Origin of the sequence: Chryseobacterium phocaeense (assembly GCF_900169075.1) — a bacterium.
GTDB lineage: Bacteria > Bacteroidota > Bacteroidia > Flavobacteriales > Weeksellaceae > Chryseobacterium > Chryseobacterium phocaeense.
Genome location: NZ_LT827015.1, coordinates 768,784 through 786,113, shown reverse-complemented (window position 1 = coordinate 786,113; position 17,330 = coordinate 768,784). Strand labels below are relative to the sequence as shown.

The following is a 17,330-nucleotide window of genomic DNA, read 5'->3' as shown; positions in this document are numbered from 1 at the left end:
AATCTGCAGGAAAAAACGAATAAGTTTCTATAAAAAACACCATTAAAAGTAAAATATATTATTCATTTAAAATTAATCCAATAAAACAAAAATAGACAACAAAATAAACAATATACTAATTCATTTGTATTAAAAAATAAATAAAATTAAAAATAATTTAAATATTATTTGGAGCCATTATCGATCCGGTATATATTTGTCCTGTTACCAAAAAAATTATCAAATGAAAAAACATTTATTTCTGATTGGCACAATGGCCTCTCTACTCATCAGTGCACAAAAAAATGATGCCTTAATGCGTGAATTCGAAAAACAGAACCGTGAAAACAATGAAAAATTTGATGCATATATTGCGAAAAATTATGGTTCTGAAATGGGTTCAAAAAGAGGACAGGAGATTGAACAAAAAAGAGCTGAGCTTTCAGGCTTTTTAGGCAATACTCCTCTCTTCTATGAAGTACATGACATCAACCAGATCAAAAATTCTAACTCTGACTTTCTTCAAAACGGAACAGTCGCCGGACTGAACGGATCTTTCAACGGTGAAAATATTAATTTTACTATTTTTGATGGTGGACGGGTATACGCCGCCCATAATGTATTCAACAATGCAACAAACCGGGTTACCAATAAGGAAGCCAATACCATAAAATATTCAGGGCATGCAACGGCTGTTGCCAGCTTTATGGGAGGCAAACCTTTTGTTTCCTCAGGCAAAGACATTCAGGGAATTGCAAAGAATTCAACGATTGATTCTTACTCATTTCTAAATTCTACTCTGCCAGGAAGTACTACTGAAAGCAATGTTCACCAGAAAATATTAGTTGCACAACCTAAAATTTCCAATCATTCCTACGGACAAAGTACAGGATGGAGTTCAGCGATAAAACCAGGATCGATGGTATGGGTAGGGCCCTATAACTCCAAAGGTCCATTTCCGGATCTGAATGGTGTTTATTATAGGCATGATAAAAATTATGATCAGATTGTTTACAGCAACCCGACTTATATAATTGTAAAATCTGCAGGAAATTCATACAATGACGGCCCTGCAGGATTTATGGATTATTATACAACAGACGGAGTAACCTTCAATCAGTTCGGTTTTATGGGAACCAAACCCCCTAAAAACTGTAAAGATGGATATGATTGTATACCTCACGGTTCAGTAGCAAAAAACATCATTTTAGTAGGTGCTTCGGACATCATCACTTCAAATAACGGAAGATATTCCAATGCAGCCAGTGTGGTCCATTCTTCATACAGCAGTGCAGGACCAAGAGATGACGGCGGAATCAAACCTGATATTACCGCAGTTGGTACCAATGTAGGATATGCCTGGACTGCTGAAAATACGACCGGCAGCACAACTTACAGTTCAGGTAGCGGAACTTCCTACTCAGCTCCTATAGTGACCGGAATTATAGGTCTGTGGACACAGATCAACAAACAGCTGTTTGACGGTTCAGAATTCAATGCAGCCTCCGCAAAAGTACTCACCATTCATTCTGCCTCAGAAGCAGGAACAATAGGACCGGATCCGCATCATGGGTGGGGGTTCATCAATGCCAAAAAAGGGGCTGAATTGTTGGTTGGAAAGTCCAACGGAACCGTAATATTTACAGACGAAACCTTAAACAATGGTGTTACCAATACAAAAAATGTTACCGCTTCAGGCAGTGAGCCTCTTAAAGTAACTATTTCATGGATTGATCCTGCATACAACCATCCCGATTACCAGACTTTTACGGAAGCTCACAACGCAAGAACATCTACTCTTGTTAATGATCTGGATCTGAAAATTACCGATACGGCAACTAATACTATTTACTATCCCTGGAGATTAAATGTAAATAATCCTCTGGCTCCTGCTACTAAAGGAGACAATAAAGTAGACAATGTGGAACAGGTAGTGATTGATGCCCCTGTAGCCGGAAAAAGTTATAAAATAGAAATCTCCAATAAAGGAAACCTTGTTAATAATTCAGGTGCCGGTGCTCCTCAAAATTATTCTATTATGATAACAGGATATACTCCTACAGTGGCTGCATTACCAAAACAAATAGAATCTTCATCCTCATTAAGCAGCATTATTATCAGTCCTACAAAAACAAAAGATGCAGTACAGGTACTGAATGCTCCTAAAAAGTCAATTTTTACAGTTTACGATCTGGCAGGTAAAAAATTACAGAACGGATCAATCAACAGTGATAAGGAATCAATAGACTTTTCAACGTATCCTGCAGCCATATACATCATTGAAATAAATAACGGAAAAGAGAAGATCTCTAAAAGAATCATTAAAGAATAATAAATCAAGTTTTTACTTTTTCAGCCGTTCCCTGAATACTGTGGGAACGGCTTTTTTTTGTGATTTACTGATGATCCGGCAATAAAAAGTGTTCTATATGGGCTTTATCAGCTATAACTAAACATAATATTCTAATTTTCCAACGTATAAAAATCAATGAAAATTTAAAACAATTTAAAATAATGATCTTTTTGGAGAAAAAACAAATACAATTTAAATCAAATCACTAATAAACAGACCATTACAAAAATACAATATGATTTATCTATATATTTAAAACACAGAAATTTAAATACAGAACATATGAAGAAAATTTTTATCTCGGCCGGTACTTTAGCCATTATAACTTTAAGTGCACAAAATAATGAACACCTGAAAGCAGAGTTCGACAGACAGCATAAGGAGAACACCGAAAAATTTGACTCTTATATCTCGAAACGTTATGGAAACAACAGAAACCCTGAAATCCTGAAAGAAATTGAAAACCAAAAAAGTACTCTGGCGGGTTTCCTGCCCGGTGGAATACCTTACTTTAACAAACCCCATGACATGGACCAGATTATGAATGCCAATGCAGACTTTCTGCAGGGAGGAACAGTCAATGGGCTCACTGGCTCCTATAATGGTGAAGGAATAAAATTTACCATTTTTGACGGTTCCCACGACGCTTCAAAAGGCAGGGTATTTGCCGATCATGCTTTTTTTAACAATATGCCCAACAGAATAAGCAATAAGGAAGCCGTTACAATGAATTATGGAGCTCATTCAACATCGGTTGCCGGATTTATAGGAGCCCGCAGCTTTACCTATACGGTAACTTTCCCAAATGGTACAAACAGACAGGTTAATTTTAAAGGTATAGCGCCCAATTCCACGATTGATGCGTACAACTTCGGCACAACAACTTTACCGGGAAATACAAGTCCAAGTACAGTATTTCAAAAAATAGTCACAGCCCAGCCCAAAATTTCAAACCACTCCTATGGAACCAATCAGGGATGGGATGATGGAGAAATAAACGGAGCTGTTGTCTGGGTTTGGAATGGAGCATTCGCAAGTCCAAACAGCTATGTTGATGCGCAGGGAAGCTACTATGAAGATGATAAAAACTATGATCAGATTGTTTATAACAATCCTTCTTATATTATTGTAAAATCATCAGGAAATTCCTTTGGTATGGGGCCTGCAGGAAATACAGCTGCCAAATATTACAGGAATGCTACAGGAGCCCTCACAGCGTTTGCTTCTACTGATACTCCGCCACCCAATAACTGTGCATTGGGCTATGATTGTATCGGGATTGGTTCCTTAGCTAAAAATATCATTGTTGTGGGTGCCACCAATAGAATTACAACGAATGGCACCAGATACACTGCCTCTTCAGACGTGATCCGTTCCAGTTACAGCAGCGCTGGCCCCAGAGACGACGGAGGGATTAAACCTGATATATCTACCGTAGGAACAGAAGTTGCATCTGCTTATACAGCTGAAGATACTACAGGCAGTAGTGGTATAACCGTAACTAGCGGGACTTCATTTTCTGCGCCGGTAGTGACGGGAATTATAGGACTCTGGACACAGATACACAAACAGCTCTTCAATAATACAGAGCTCAATGCCGCCTCTGCAAAAACCCTGACCATCCACACTGCTCTGGAAGCAGGCAACATTGGTCCGGATCCACACTTTGGATGGGGATTTATCAATGCTAAGAAAGGTGCTGAAGTTTTGGTAGGAAAATCAAACAACACAGTTATTTTCAATGACGAAACCCTTAATAATGCAACCACTAACAAAAAAACGGTTATCGCATCCGGAAGTGAACCTCTGAAAGTTACGGTTTCATGGATAGATCCTGAATTTACCAACTTCACCAGCCAGTGGTCCAATTTAAATAACAACAGAGTCTCAAAATTAGTCAACGACATAGATGTAAGAATTATTGATACCACAACTAATACAGTCTATACACCATGGAAGCTGGATGCCATTAATCCTATGGTACCGGCCACCAAGGGAGACAATACAGTAGATAATGTAGAACAGGTGTTGATTGATGCTCCGGTGGCAGGCAGAACTTACCGCATTGAAATCTCTCATAAAGGCACACTAAGGAATAATGCTGGTACCACTGCTCCCCAAAATTATTCTGTTATTGTTACCGGTCATAGTCAGGTGTTAGGAACCGGGGAAGCCTCATTTTCTAATGACATTGCAGTCGTTCCGACGGTTACGAAAGATAATGTTCATATATTGAAAGCGCCGCGAAAATCTACCTTTACTGTTTATGATCTGTCCGGTAAAAAATTACAAAACAGACTGATCACCAATGATGACGAGTCTGTAGATCTTTCGGCCTATGCCAACGGGATTTACATCCTCGAAATAAGAACTGCTAAAGAAGTTATTTCTAAAAAAGTCATTAAGGAATAACCCTTTACATAATGCAATCTTCACAAAATACTAACGCTTGTTAGTATTTTGTTTTTTTATGTATATTTGCTTCCTATGGAAAATACACTTCACGAAAAAGTTTCTCAGGATATTTTGCTTAAAGCCTACAATCATATGATGCTGGCTAAAGCCATGGCTGACATCTATGAAGAAAACAGAAACATCTGTAAATATGTTCATAGTACATCAAGAGGGCATGAAGCTATTCAGCTGGCCACAGCCTATCAATTAAAAAAAGAAGACTGGGTATCACCTTATTATCGTGATGAAAGCATTCTTTTAGGGATAGGTTTTGAACCATATCAACTGATGTTACAACTGCTGGCTAAAGCCGAAGATCCGTTTTCGGGAGGAAGATCCTATTATTCTCACCCATCAAGCCGTGACGAAAATAAACCGAAGATTATCCACCAAAGTTCTGCTACGGGAATGCAGACCATTCCTACAACAGGGGTAGCTCAGGGAATAAAATATATCCAGGATTTTAATTTACAGCATTTCGAGAATAATCCTGTGGTAGTATGCAGTCTTGGAGACAACTCGGTAACAGAAGGCGAAGTAAGTGAAGCTTTGCAGTTTGCCGCCCTTCACCAGCTTCCTATTATCTTCCTGGTGCAGGATAACGAATGGGGAATTTCCGTAACCAAAGAAGAAGCAAGAACCTGTGATGCGTATGATTTCGTAGCCGGATTTACGGGGCTCAGCAGAATGCGTGTAGACGGAACGGACTTCGTAGAAAGCTTTGAAGCCATGAAAAAGGCTGTAGATTTTGTAAGAACCGAAAGAAAACCTTTGGTCGTTTGTGCCAAAACTGTTCTTATCGGACACCATACCTCAGGAGTGAGAAGAGAATTCTACAGAGATGAAGAAGATTTAACAAAACACAGAGCTAAAGATCCGGGTGAAATTCTAAGAAAACAGCTTCTTGAATCAGGAATTGATGAAGATCTTTTAAAACAGATCACCAAGAAAGCCCGCCTTGAAGCAGAAGAAGCTTTTGAAAGAGCTAAAAATGCAGAAGATCCAAAACCGGAAACGGTGATGCAGCATGTTTTCGCTCCTACTCCTATTACTGAGGAAACAGGAACGCGTGAACCTGCAGGCGGTGAAAAAATTGTAATGGTAGATGCTGCCATCCATGCCGTTCAGGAACTGATGTGGAAGCATCCTGAAGCGCTTCTTTACGGACAGGATGTAGGAGAAAGAATCGGAGGAGTTTTCAGAGAGACCGTTACTTTAGGGAAAAAATTCGGAAGCAAAAGGGTATTCAATACAGCGATACAGGAAGCCTATATCATCGGATCTACTGCGGGAATGAGCGCAGTTGGATTAAAACCGATCGTAGAAGTGCAGTTTGCCGATTATATTTATCCGGGGATCAACCAGCTGATCACAGAAATATCAAAATCAAGTTATTTAAGTCAGGGAAAATTCCCTGTAAGCAATATTATCCGCGTACCGATCGGTGCTTACGGCGGTGGCGGACCTTACCACAGTGGAAGTGTGGAAAGTATTTTAGCCAATATCAAAGGCATCAAGATTGCTTATCCTAGCAACGCTGCTGATTTCAAAGGCCTATTAAAAGCGGCTTACTACGATCCGAACCCAGTGATTATGCTTGAACACAAAGGTCTATACTGGAGTAAAGTTCCGGGAACTGAAGATGCCAAGACCATTGAGCCGGCAGAAGATTATATCCTTCCGTTCGGAAAAGGAAAAGTGATCATTGAAGCAGATCAGAATGAGACTGAAAAAGGAAGAACACTATTGGTAGTCACCTATGGAATGGGTGTTTACTGGGCAAAAGAAGCGGTGAAGAATTTTGCCGGAAGAGTGGAAGTCATTGATCTGAGAACTATTATTCCTCTGGATGAAGAACTTGTTTTCGAAAGAGTAAAAGCCCATGGAAAATGCATCGTTCTCACAGAAGAGCAGCTGAACAATTCATTTGCTGAAGCATTTGCACACCGTATCTCTAAAAACTGTTTCAAATATCTGGATGCTCCTGTAGAAACAATAGGCTCTCTGGATGTTCCAGCAGTTCCTATCAATCTGGTATTGGAAAAAGAAATGCTTCCCAATGCTGAAAAACTGAGCCAAAAGATTGAAGAAATGCTGAAAAATTAATCAGCCATATTAAATATTTGAAACCTCTAATTTTTTAGAGGTTTTTTTATTACATTTATTAGACGAAAGAAATGCCTGTTTTGGTATTTCTTTTGCTTGTATGCACACAAAACTTGATGAAACAATATGATCACCACAAAATATTTTAATTACAAACAGGTTCTCAATCTCGCCGGCGGGCATATTATCTGGCTTACCGCTTGGTGCAGCCTGGTAGCAGCTCTTTTTTATTTTTTCAAATGGAAGTGGATGATCATTCCCTGGGTACCTGTAGCCCTGATTGGTACGGCAGAAGCCTTTTATGTAGGCTTTAAGAATAACCAGGCCTATGACAGATTATGGGAAGCCCGTAAGATCTGGGGCGGAATTGTCAATTCCAGCCGCTCTTTTGTTTCTATGCTGTATGCATTCACTACAAACGGTGATGGTAACAGTGAAACGGAAACCATGAAAAAGAAAATAGCCTACCGGCATATTGCCTGGCTGTATACCTTCCGTGAACAGCTGCTGATTCCTACAGAATGGGAGCATATGTCCCAGAAAAGACATTTCGGGGATATCAATATCAAAAGACACCGACTGATTAAAGCAGGGTTTCCGGATTACGGAAGAACCCCAATTTTCCTTCATAAATACCTTTCCGAAAAAGAACTGGATCTGCAGCCGGAATATAAAAATTTTGCCACTTATCTGATTTCAAAACAGGCAAAAGAAGTGAATGACCTCAAAAATGCAGGAGATATTACAGATTTTAACCAAATGCAGCTTCAGGAAGCATTAAACCTTTTCTATGACTATCAGGGACAGGCCGAGAGAATTAAAAAATTTCCTTCTCCAAGACAGTTTGCCAGCACTGCTTTTATTTTTAATGTGATCTTCATTATGCTTCTCCCGTTAGGTCTTGTGAATGAATTCGCGAAACTTGGGAACTGGGGAATATTGGTGAGTGTTCCTTTCTGCGTCATCATCGGATGGATTTATATCGTTATGGAGCTTGTGGGAGATTATTCTGAAAACCCGTTTGAAGGAATGATGTTTGATATCCCGATGCTTTCCATATGCAGAACCATTGAGATTGATGTTCTTCAGATGATAGGCGAGCATGACGATCTTCCTGAACTCATTGCTTCTAAAAACGGAGTTCTGGTATAATTTACAGCACAATAGCCGTAGTATTTTTCACTTCAGAGATCATAAAAGAGCTGTGGGTACTTGCTATATGCTGAAGCGCCGTTAATTTGGTCAGCATAAAATTACGGTAGTCCGCAATATCTTTTACTCCTATTTTAAGGATATAATCGTAATCTCCGCTCACATGAAAACATTCAGTCACTTCGTGGAGATTCATTACCTCTTTTTCAAACTGCAGGACATACTCCTTTTTGTGCTGTATTAATTTTACATGGCATAAAACAATAAAATCCCTGTCGATTTTCTGCCGGTCCAGCAAGGCTACATATTTTGAGATCACTCCTAAGTTTTCAAGCTTTTTGATACGCTCATAAACCGCCGTTACCGACAAACCAAGCTTGTAAGACAGTTCTTTGGTGGTCTGCTTACAGTCTTCCTGAAGCAACAGCAGCAGTTTTTTATCCGTTTCATCAAAGTTCATAGATTATTTTTTGGTTAAAGTTTAGCAAATTCAAATATAGCAAACATATTTTCTACATTAAACAAAAAAGATAGATTTATATTCTACATATTTAAATATCACTTGTAATAAATATGAAAACTAAGCATATTTAGGCCGACAAATACAACCTAAAGCTTATGGAAAATTTTAATGCCGCCAACGAGATCCAGGATCTTCAGTATTTTGGTGAATTCGGGGGAGTAAACCCTTCGATTTCTGACAGCTCTACCTATACGTTCCTTTCTGCAAAAACCATGTTTGATACCTTTGAGGGGAATGCTGAAGGGTGCTATTTATATTCAAGACATTCATCCCCTATGAATCTGTACCTGGCACAGGCACTGGCAAAAATGGAAAACACAGAAGCAGCCAATGTTACAGCATCCGGTATGGGTGCCATTACTTCTGTTCTCATGCAGATCTGTAAAAGCGGCGACCATATTATTTCCAGCAGAACCATTTACGGCGGAACGTATGCGTTTCTTAAAAATTTCCTTCCTCCTTTTAAAATTGACACCACTTTTGTAGACATCAGCAATTTCGAATCCATAGAAAATGCCATAACCCCCAATACAAAAGTGATCTACTGCGAAAGTGTAAGCAACCCGCTTCTTGAAGTGGCTGATCTCAGAAAACTTTCAGAAATCTGTAAAAAGCATCAGTTAAAACTGATTGTGGACAACACCTTCTCCCCTCTTTCCGTTTCACCAATCTTACTGGGAGCAGATATCGTTATTCACAGTCTGACCAAATTCATCAACGGAAGCAGTGATACCGTGGGTGGAGTTTACTGTGCAAGCCAGGAATTCATTAATGACACTAAAAACGTAAATAACGGAGCCTGTATGCTGCTGGGACCTACGATGGACAGCTTTCGCTCGGCAAGCATCCTGAAAAACCTCAGAACGCTTCATATCAGAATGAAACAGCACAGTCACAATGCCTTATATCTTGCTGAAAGATTTGAAAAGGACGGGCTGAAAGTTTCCTATCCCGGACTGAAATCACACAAAGACCATGAACTGCTGAAAAGCATGATGCATGAAGAATACGGCTTCGGAGGGCTATTGACGGTAGATGCCGGAACCACGGATAAAGCCAATGAGCTGATGGAAATGATGCAGCAGGAAAACTTAGGCTACCTGGCGGTGAGTTTAGGATTTTATAAAACTTTATTTTCATGCTCGGGAAGTTCTACTTCATCAGAGATTCCGGAAAAAGAGCGTGAAGCAATGGGCATATCAGACGGACTGATCAGATTTTCTATCGGGCTGGATCATGATATCGCCAGAACCTATGAAAAAATGCGGGAATGCATGGTAAAAACAGGCGTTCTCAACCATGAAACTATATTCATATCTTAATTTATTGTTACAAAAGCTGCTGGGCTTCCGGCAGCTTTTATTTTTATTAAAAAAAATAATTTATATTTATTTGGATCAGTATATAAGAGCTGAGGTTTAAAGAACACTTATGTAGATCTAAAAATAGTATTATTTATACGCAAAGGTTTATTAATAATTCTGCTTTATTTTAAGTGAGCAAAGAGATGCGACTTTGTCGCTGATGAAGTGATATGTTCATACGCACGCTTCGGCGAATCAATTGAAAATTGATCAAGTCTTTGCCAACTTAAAATATACATCAGAATTAATCTTTGCGTTAAAGAAAATCCCGCTCTATTTGTAATAGACAGACTTATTTTATATGAAAATGCTTCGGAAATGCGGCTTCAGGTTTCATTCTGAAAACATTCAGCAATATCCAGGATTTCAGGAATCCGTATCCGTAAGAGAACATCTGGATATAGGTGGAGATCACTGCCATGCCGGCGATGCTTATGTTTTTGGTCACGATCATGGCATGAAAAAAGACAAGGAATGTATACAATCCGTAGAATGCCAGGATAATTCCTCTTCCCAAAACAAAATACTCTATAAAACCAAGAATATAGCCCAGCATGAAAAGCGTTGGAAATGCAAAGGATATTTTTACATAATTGGGATGCCTCTGGTTAAGAATAGGCCTTGCACAACCGAACTGATACACCTGCTTTGAAAATTTACCCAAATCTACCCTGCGTTTATGGTAGACAGCGATATCATCAAAAAATGCAGTGGTGAAACCGTTTTCCCAAAGCGTCATAGACAGGTCCGGATCTTCTCCGATCCTCATTTCAGAGAACCCTCCTACTTTTTCAAAGACCTCTTTCTTTACTCCCATATTGAAACTCCTCGGCTGGAATCTGGAAACTGCTTTTTTACTTCCCCTGATTCCTCCGGTTGTAAAAACAGACGTCATGGAATAGGAAATAGCTTTCTGCATCAGATTAAAACCTTTATGCGCTTTATCTGCCCCTCCGAAAGCATCACAGGGAATACTTTCGATATCTTTTTTAATATTTTCAATATAATCTTTTTCTACAATGACGTCACTGTCTACAAAAAGCAGCCATTCATTCTGAGCTCTCCTTGCTCCGTAATTTCGGGTAAGACCGGGGCCAGAATTGTCTTTCCGGAAATATTTGATGTCTAAAATTTCTTCAAAATTCTGAATCGTAGGTTTAAGGTCAATCAGAGAGCCATCGTCTACGATAATCACTTCAAAGGCCTTGTCCGTCTGAAATGTCAGTGAATTCAGAAGTTCAAAAAGCTCATCTTTTCGGTTGAAAATGGCAACAACAATGGAAATAGTAGGTCTCAAATTGAAAATTTTTCAAAATTACTTATTCGTGAAGGAACCCGCAAACAGTTTAACAGCTTATTCAAAGAAATTAACGTTCCGCAGCGTTTATTTAAAGAAAAAATACCTGTGACATTTTAAACACAATTATCTGACATTTTAAACAAAATCTTCATGATGAATCGTCTATACCTTTGTTATAGAATTTAAACCCAATAAAAATGACAAATAATATCTCATCATTACAGCACCCTATTCCATCAGGTTTTAATGCAGAATCTACCGCTCAGGAAGTAATTAAAGGAATTGATCTTACCGGAAAAACAGTGATTATCACAGGCGGATATGCAGGCATAGGTCTTGAAACCACAAAAGTTCTGGTCTCTGCCGGAGCTCAAGTTATTGTTCCGGCAAGAGATCTTGAAAAGGCAAAACAGAATCTTACAGGTATTGAAAATATTGAATTTGAAAGAATGGACCTGATGGATCCTGAATCTATCGATTCTTTTTGCGAAAGATTCCTCGCATCCGGCAGAAAACTTGATCTCCTGATTAATAATGCCGGAATTATGTGGGTTCCCCTCCGCAGAGACTCCAGAGGTATTGAATCCCAGCTGGCCACGAACTATCTCGGACAGTTTCATCTGACAGCAAAACTCTGGCCTGCACTGAAAAAAGCAAACACAGCCCGCGTGATCAGTGTTTCCTCTTACGGTCATCAGATGGCTCCGTTTGATTTTGAAGATCCCAATTTTGAAAGAAGAGAATATCAGACGCTACTGGGCTATGGACAATCGAAGACGGCATGTAATTTATTTTCCACAGCACTGGATGAAAGAGGGAAAAGGTTTAATATCAGGGCTTATTCCCTGCATCCCGGATCTGTTTACGGAACGGATCTTGGCAGAGAAGAGCCCATCGATCTTTATATTCAAATGGGTACTCATGACGAAAACGGAAATATCAAACCGGAAGTTGAAGCCCGTTTAAAAACCATACCACAAGGTGCGGCAACTACGGTATGGTGTGCAACGAGCCCTGCTCTCCGGGATATCGGTGGCGTGTATTGTGAAAACTGTGATGTTGCGGAAACAGATCTCCGCCAGATAGAACACAGGTTTGATGATCCGGCTACCATCCGCGGTGTACAGCCTTATTCTATAGATAAAGACAACGCAGAAAAGTTATGGAAACTGAGTGAGAAGATGCTAGGTTTTACATTCGATACGGAATAATCTCTTTTTGAATACATTTGCATTATAAACTGCAGCCCATGGATTTCCAGATACAGTATATCACCCCGGATATCAAGCTTTCAACCTATGATGATAAACTTTTCAAGACGGAAACCGTTTTTGAATTCCATATGCTTGTGTGGTTTATCTCCGGTGAAACTAAAATTATCCAGGCAGATAAAACCTATCTGTTTAAAGCAGGGGATATTTTCCTGATCCCGAGAAATCATCTCGCAACGATTATCAATTATCCGAAAGACGGGCTTCCGCATAAGGCTGTAGTGATGCATCTTACCACGGAACGCCTGAAACAGTTTTATGCCGCTGCCGGTACTGAATATAAAAATACCTACCGGGAATCTAAAATCTACAGTTTTCAGGAGCATCCTCTGTTGAAAAGCTGTCTGGCTTCACTGATTCCTTACTTTGAGATGAAAGGACCGTTTCCGGAACATATTGCTGCTATAAAAATTACAGAGGCCATTAGTATTATCAGGGAAATCGATAAGGATATAGATGGAATACTGGCGGATTTCGAAGAGCCTGGAAAGATTGATCTGGTTAACTTCATGGAAAAGAATTATATGTTTAATATGTCTCTGGAACGCTTTGGATATCTCACCGGAAGGAGCCTGTCTACCTTTAACAGGGATTTCAGGAAAATTTTTCAGACGACACCCCAGCGTTGGCTTACCCAAAAACGCCTTGAGCTGGCATATTATCATTTAAAAGAAAAACATAAACGGCCTTCGGATGTATTTCTGGAGGTCGGTTTTGAGGATCTTTCGCACTTCTCGTATGCTTTCAAAAAACAATATGGGCTCGTACCGTCCGCTTTAAGTTGATTTAACAAAAGAACCCCTGAAAACCGGTGATTACATTTCTCATAAAAGTTAAATGATAGGGAAAAACATTATATAAACACTTATCATTTAATAAATTTTAGTACTTTTGATTAAAAGCTAACCAATATACATTGGGTTTAAAAGATCATTTTAATCAAAATCACAATTTATGAAAATTCATTTATCAGTTATTTCTTTAGTCCTAAGTATTTTCTTTCAAGCACAAGTTGGAATTGGAACAAACACGCCAAGCGGTGCATTCCATGTAGACGGAAATAAGGACAACTCAGCTTCTCCTACTGCAACCCAAACCGCTAATGATTTTTTAGTAACGGCTACAGGTTCTGCTGCTCTGGGAACAATTACTATGGATCCATCAGCTAAATTTCAAATCAATGCCACTGACAAAGGAATGCTGATTCCCCGCGTAAATTTAACCGCTCCAACTGACGGAACTACCATCCCGTCTCCGGCTAAAGGGCTTATTGTTTACAACACAAATGTTAACGCCAATATGGAGGAAGGATTTTATACCAATTATGGTACTCCCTCAGCTCCGAAGTGGATCACCTATCAACAGAGGGATAAAACAGCATGGAAACTTGATAATGTTTTTGATGTTACGGCAACAGCACCCGTTGATCAGGTTGTAACCGCCACTACTGCGGTAAACAATATCAACCTGGGATTAACTGTAACCGTCACGATTCCTGCATTTACCCAGGCAAAACTGGTCACAACCTATAGCGTTCCGATGGGTACCACAAGCGTATCTACGAACTTCGGAGGCTATTTCGGAGTCAGATTTTTAAAGAACGGAACGGAACTTCCGGCAGGTTCCAGAAAATATACCGTTCCTGCAGTTTCATCCAGTGCAAGCTCAAGAATGGCTTCTGTAAATGCTACTGTTGGGGACACAGTGATCAATAATACAGCTTCATCAGTGAATGTAACTTACACTTTAAATGGCTATGTAGAGCCTACTGCAGATACTTCAACGATAAGATTCAATATGTGGTCCACTACCGATCCGAACTTCAACTGGGGAAGAGGATATATGTCTGTACAGATGTTTACGAAAACTACTTTATAATCTTGATATCTCCATTAACACGAGATTGTAATACAGAAATTTTTACCGAATAAAGCAAAAACCTTCCGCATTGGGAAGGTTTGTTATTTTGAGTTTATTTAATTTTTTAGTCTTTTTCAATTTTATGCACTTTTTTTGTGCCCTCGTACATTTCATACTGTAAAAATCTTGTTTCCAGCTTTCCGTTGAAAAGTTTGATTTTTCTTGAAGGCCGAAGACCTATTTTCTTTACTGCTTCCAGGTCAGAAGAGATCAGCCACGCCAAAGTATTGGGATAGCTTGTTTTGAACGTATCCCCTATTTTCTTGTAGAAATCTTCATCATTGATGGAAATTCGCTCGTCATACGGCGGGTTGAAAACCATCAGCAGCGGGAAAAGTTCTTTTTTGGAGTCGAAGAAGTTTTGTTTTCTCACTTCAATCACATCTTCCATTTCAGCCGCTTCGATATTGGCTCTCGCTGCATTCAGCATTCTGGCATCAATGTCATAACCGATGATCTTTCCTGTAAATTCTTTTACCCTGTTTATTCTTACTTCTCTGATTTTTGCGAAAAGCTCTCCATCATAATTGTTCCAGTTCTGAAAAGCAAATCCTCGTCTGAACGTCTGCGCCGGAAGATCCATAGCAATCATGGCAGCTTCCACAAGAAGAGTTCCGGAACCGCACATCGGGTCCAGGAAGTTTCCTTTTCCGTCCCAACCTGCCAGCTGCAGCATACCGCTTGCCAGCACTTCATTAATAGGCGCCTCACCCTGTTCTTTTCTGTATCCTCTTTTAAATAGCGGATCTCCGGAAGAATCCAAAGAGACCGTTACCAACTCCCTGTCAATGTGCAGGTGAAATTTGATATCGGGATTCCTGGTTTCTACATTCGGGCGTTTTTTAAATTTATCCTGAAAATAATCCACAATAGCGTCTTTCATTTTCAAAGTCACGAATTGTGAATGCTTGAATGTTTCTGAATTAACAGTAGAATCAATTGCAAAAGACTGGTCTACATCCATATATTCTTCCCATGCAATGGCAGAAAGTTTATTGTAAAACTGATGCTGATTAAATGCTTTGAATTCAAAAACAGGAACCAGGATTTTCAATGCGGTTCTTGCAGAGTAATTGATTTTATAAAGAAAACCAAGGTCGCCTTCACAATTGACCGCCCGGTTTTTAATTTCAACGTTTTTTCCGCCTAGTTTTTTGATTTCTTCGGCAAGAATCTGCTCCAGCCCAAAGAATGTCTTTATCTGAATCTTTAGATTTTCTGTGTTCATAAATTATAATTAAAAGATTTAAAGATTTAGAAATTAAGAGATTAATGCTTTCCCTTGGGCAGTTATTGAATTTTTCAATACCAGAATCTCTAAAATACTTTGCTTTTAACGGCACAAATTTAGTTATTTTTGCATTATGGAATGGTTTGAATCTTGGTTTGATACACCTTATTATCATCTTTTGTACAGTAACAGAGACTATACGGAAGCCGAAAATTTCATTACAAAGCTTACTGAAGAGCTTCAGTTACCTCAGTCATCCAAGATTATTGATCTGGCGTGCGGAAAAGGAAGGCATTCTGTTTTCCTGAACAAATTAGGGTATGATGTATTGGGACTGGACCTTTCCAGACAGAGTATTGAATTCGATAAACAGTTTGAAACCCAAACGCTTCTTTTCAACGTTCATGATATGCGGAACCCTATTGATGCAGATCCAATGGACGCTGTATTCAATTTATTCACCAGCTTCGGGTATTTTGATAATGAAACGGATGATAAAAAGGTATTTCAATCCGTATACAATGTTTTAAAACCGGGCGGATATTTTGTCCTTGATTACCTGAACGAAGAATACGTCAGAAAAAAAATGGTTCCTGAAACAACGATCACGCGTGGTGATATTGATTTTAAGATCCTGAAAAAGATCGAAGGCAGACACATCATCAAAGATATCCGTTTTGAAGCAGACGGAAAGTCTTTCCACTTCTTTGAAAAAGTAAAACTTCATACACTGGAAGCTATTCATTCGTATGCTACGGAATGTGGCTTTGAAAGAGTGAAAATCTGGGGCGATTATCAGCTGAATGAATTTGACCGTGAAGTTTCGCCGCGTTGCATCAATTTATTTAAGAAAAAGGCATGATAACGGTCATTTTACTGATTTTAAGCGTGGTAACCGGAGTTTTCCTCGGTAAGCATTTCGGGAAAAAAGAAAAGCTGGCCAAAAATCTTCTGGTGCTGAGTGCCGGATTCCTGATCACTATTTGTCTGAATGAAGTTTTCCCGCAGGTGTATACCTCACAGGCAGGAAGCAGTCTGGGAATTTTTGTGATTGCCGGTGTTCTGTTGCAGATGATTCTGGAAGCTCTGACCAAAGGTTTTGAACATGGGCATTTCCATCATCACAGCGAACATAATATTCTTCCTGTAGCACTGATGGTAGGTCTGTTCATCCATGCTTTTATAGAAGGAATTCCTTTGGCCAATGAAAAGCAGCAGTTTTCACCCTATCTTCTCGGAATTGTATTTCATAATCTCCCGATTTCGTTTATCCTGGGGGCATTTTTATTCAATAGAAAGAAAGAGTCTAAAACGTCACCCTACCCTTCACTTCTGATTGTGGCATTATTTTCCCTGGCTTCCCCCATGGGAATGCTGCTTGGAAATTATTTCGATCCGGACCTTCAGCCTTATTTCCTGGCTATTGTAGGAGGAATATTTTTGCATATTTCATCTGTAATCATTTTTGAGAGCAATAAAAATCATAATATCGACTGGGTAAAGATAGGGCTTGTGATTCTTGGGGTTTCTTTAGCCTTGGTTATGCATCTTTTCCATGCCCATCCTGCGCATTAAATTATTATAAATCTATTCTATATCCTAAGCCTGTGATCCCGGATTCCATGGATTCTCGCAGATTGAGCTGATGATGCAGATTTTACAATAGCTTGTTGTATA

Annotated in this window: 13 protein-coding genes; 10 read left to right on the top strand and 3 right to left on the bottom strand. The window is 39.3% G+C overall.

The window, feature by feature from the left end; all coding sequences use genetic code 11:
• The first annotated feature begins 223 nt into the window (after nt 1-223).
• The 4 genes from B7E04_RS10285 (at nt 224) to B7E04_RS10270 (ending at nt 8,044) form a co-directional block, all read left to right on the top strand.
• Nucleotides 224-2,311, top strand: coding sequence for a S8 family peptidase (locus B7E04_RS10285; RefSeq protein ID WP_080778566.1), 2,088 nt, complete (start codon nt 224-226; stop codon nt 2,309-2,311).
• Between the two features lie 303 nt (nt 2,312-2,614).
• Nucleotides 2,615-4,744: a S8 family peptidase gene (locus B7E04_RS10280; RefSeq protein WP_080778565.1), complete on the top strand. Its 2,130-nt coding sequence runs from the start codon at nt 2,615-2,617 to the stop codon at nt 4,742-4,744.
• Between the two features lie 75 nt (nt 4,745-4,819).
• Entirely contained in the window at nt 4,820-6,892 is a 2,073-nt protein-coding gene (locus B7E04_RS10275) for an alpha-ketoacid dehydrogenase subunit alpha/beta (RefSeq protein ID WP_080778564.1), read from the top strand.
• A gap of 126 nt (nt 6,893-7,018) precedes the next feature.
• Nucleotides 7,019-8,044: a bestrophin family protein gene (locus tag B7E04_RS10270; protein WP_080778563.1), complete on the top strand. Its 1,026-nt coding sequence runs from the start codon at nt 7,019-7,021 to the stop codon at nt 8,042-8,044.
• 1 nt (nt 8,045) lies between these two features.
• On the opposite strand, the gene B7E04_RS10265 is transcribed toward B7E04_RS10270, so the two are convergent.
• Nucleotides 8,046-8,504 carry an Lrp/AsnC family transcriptional regulator gene (locus B7E04_RS10265; RefSeq protein ID WP_080778562.1) on the bottom strand — a complete coding sequence of 153 codons (459 nt, stop codon included), beginning with the start codon at nt 8,502-8,504 and terminating at the stop codon, nt 8,046-8,048.
• A gap of 158 nt (nt 8,505-8,662) precedes the next feature.
• Between B7E04_RS10265 and B7E04_RS10260 the strand changes: the two genes are divergently transcribed.
• On the top strand, nt 8,663-9,889 hold the full coding sequence (locus B7E04_RS10260; protein WP_080778561.1) for an aminotransferase class I/II-fold pyridoxal phosphate-dependent enzyme: 1,227 nt from the start codon (nt 8,663-8,665) through the stop codon (nt 9,887-9,889).
• A gap of 334 nt (nt 9,890-10,223) precedes the next feature.
• Here B7E04_RS10260 and B7E04_RS10255 read toward each other — a convergent pair whose 3' ends face one another.
• Nucleotides 10,224-11,228 (bottom strand): glycosyltransferase family 2 protein, encoded by a 1,005-nt coding sequence (locus B7E04_RS10255; protein WP_080778560.1) that lies wholly within the window; start codon nt 11,226-11,228, stop codon nt 10,224-10,226.
• Nucleotides 11,229-11,428: 200 nt separating this feature from the next.
• Here B7E04_RS10255 and B7E04_RS10250 point away from each other — a divergent pair, with 200 nt between their 5' ends.
• From B7E04_RS10250 to B7E04_RS10240, 3 genes are all read left to right on the top strand, one after another.
• Entirely contained in the window at nt 11,429-12,442 is a 1,014-nt protein-coding gene (locus B7E04_RS10250; RefSeq protein ID WP_080778559.1) for an SDR family NAD(P)-dependent oxidoreductase, read from the top strand.
• 38 nt (nt 12,443-12,480) lie between these two features.
• Complete coding sequence (locus B7E04_RS10245; RefSeq protein ID WP_080778558.1) at nt 12,481-13,287, top strand: helix-turn-helix domain-containing protein; 807 nt, start codon at nt 12,481-12,483, stop codon at nt 13,285-13,287.
• Nucleotides 13,288-13,456: 169 nt separating this feature from the next.
• Nucleotides 13,457-14,380, top strand: coding sequence for a hypothetical protein (locus tag B7E04_RS10240; RefSeq protein WP_080778557.1), 924 nt, complete (start codon nt 13,457-13,459; stop codon nt 14,378-14,380).
• A gap of 106 nt (nt 14,381-14,486) precedes the next feature.
• Here the strand turns inward: B7E04_RS10240 and B7E04_RS10235 are convergent, their stop codons facing one another.
• Complete coding sequence (locus tag B7E04_RS10235) at nt 14,487-15,650, bottom strand: THUMP domain-containing class I SAM-dependent RNA methyltransferase (RefSeq protein ID WP_080778556.1); 1,164 nt, start codon at nt 15,648-15,650, stop codon at nt 14,487-14,489.
• Between the two features lie 136 nt (nt 15,651-15,786).
• Between B7E04_RS10235 and B7E04_RS10230 the strand changes: the two genes are divergently transcribed.
• A complete protein-coding gene (locus B7E04_RS10230; RefSeq protein ID WP_080778555.1) occupies nt 15,787-16,515 on the top strand; it encodes a class I SAM-dependent DNA methyltransferase in 729 nt (242 codons plus the stop codon).
• Nucleotides 16,512-17,228, top strand: coding sequence for a ZIP family metal transporter (locus B7E04_RS10225; RefSeq protein ID WP_185117075.1), 717 nt, complete (start codon nt 16,512-16,514; stop codon nt 17,226-17,228). Before B7E04_RS10230 ends, B7E04_RS10225 begins: the two co-directional genes overlap by 4 nt.
• The last annotated feature ends 102 nt before the right edge of the window (nt 17,229-17,330 follow it).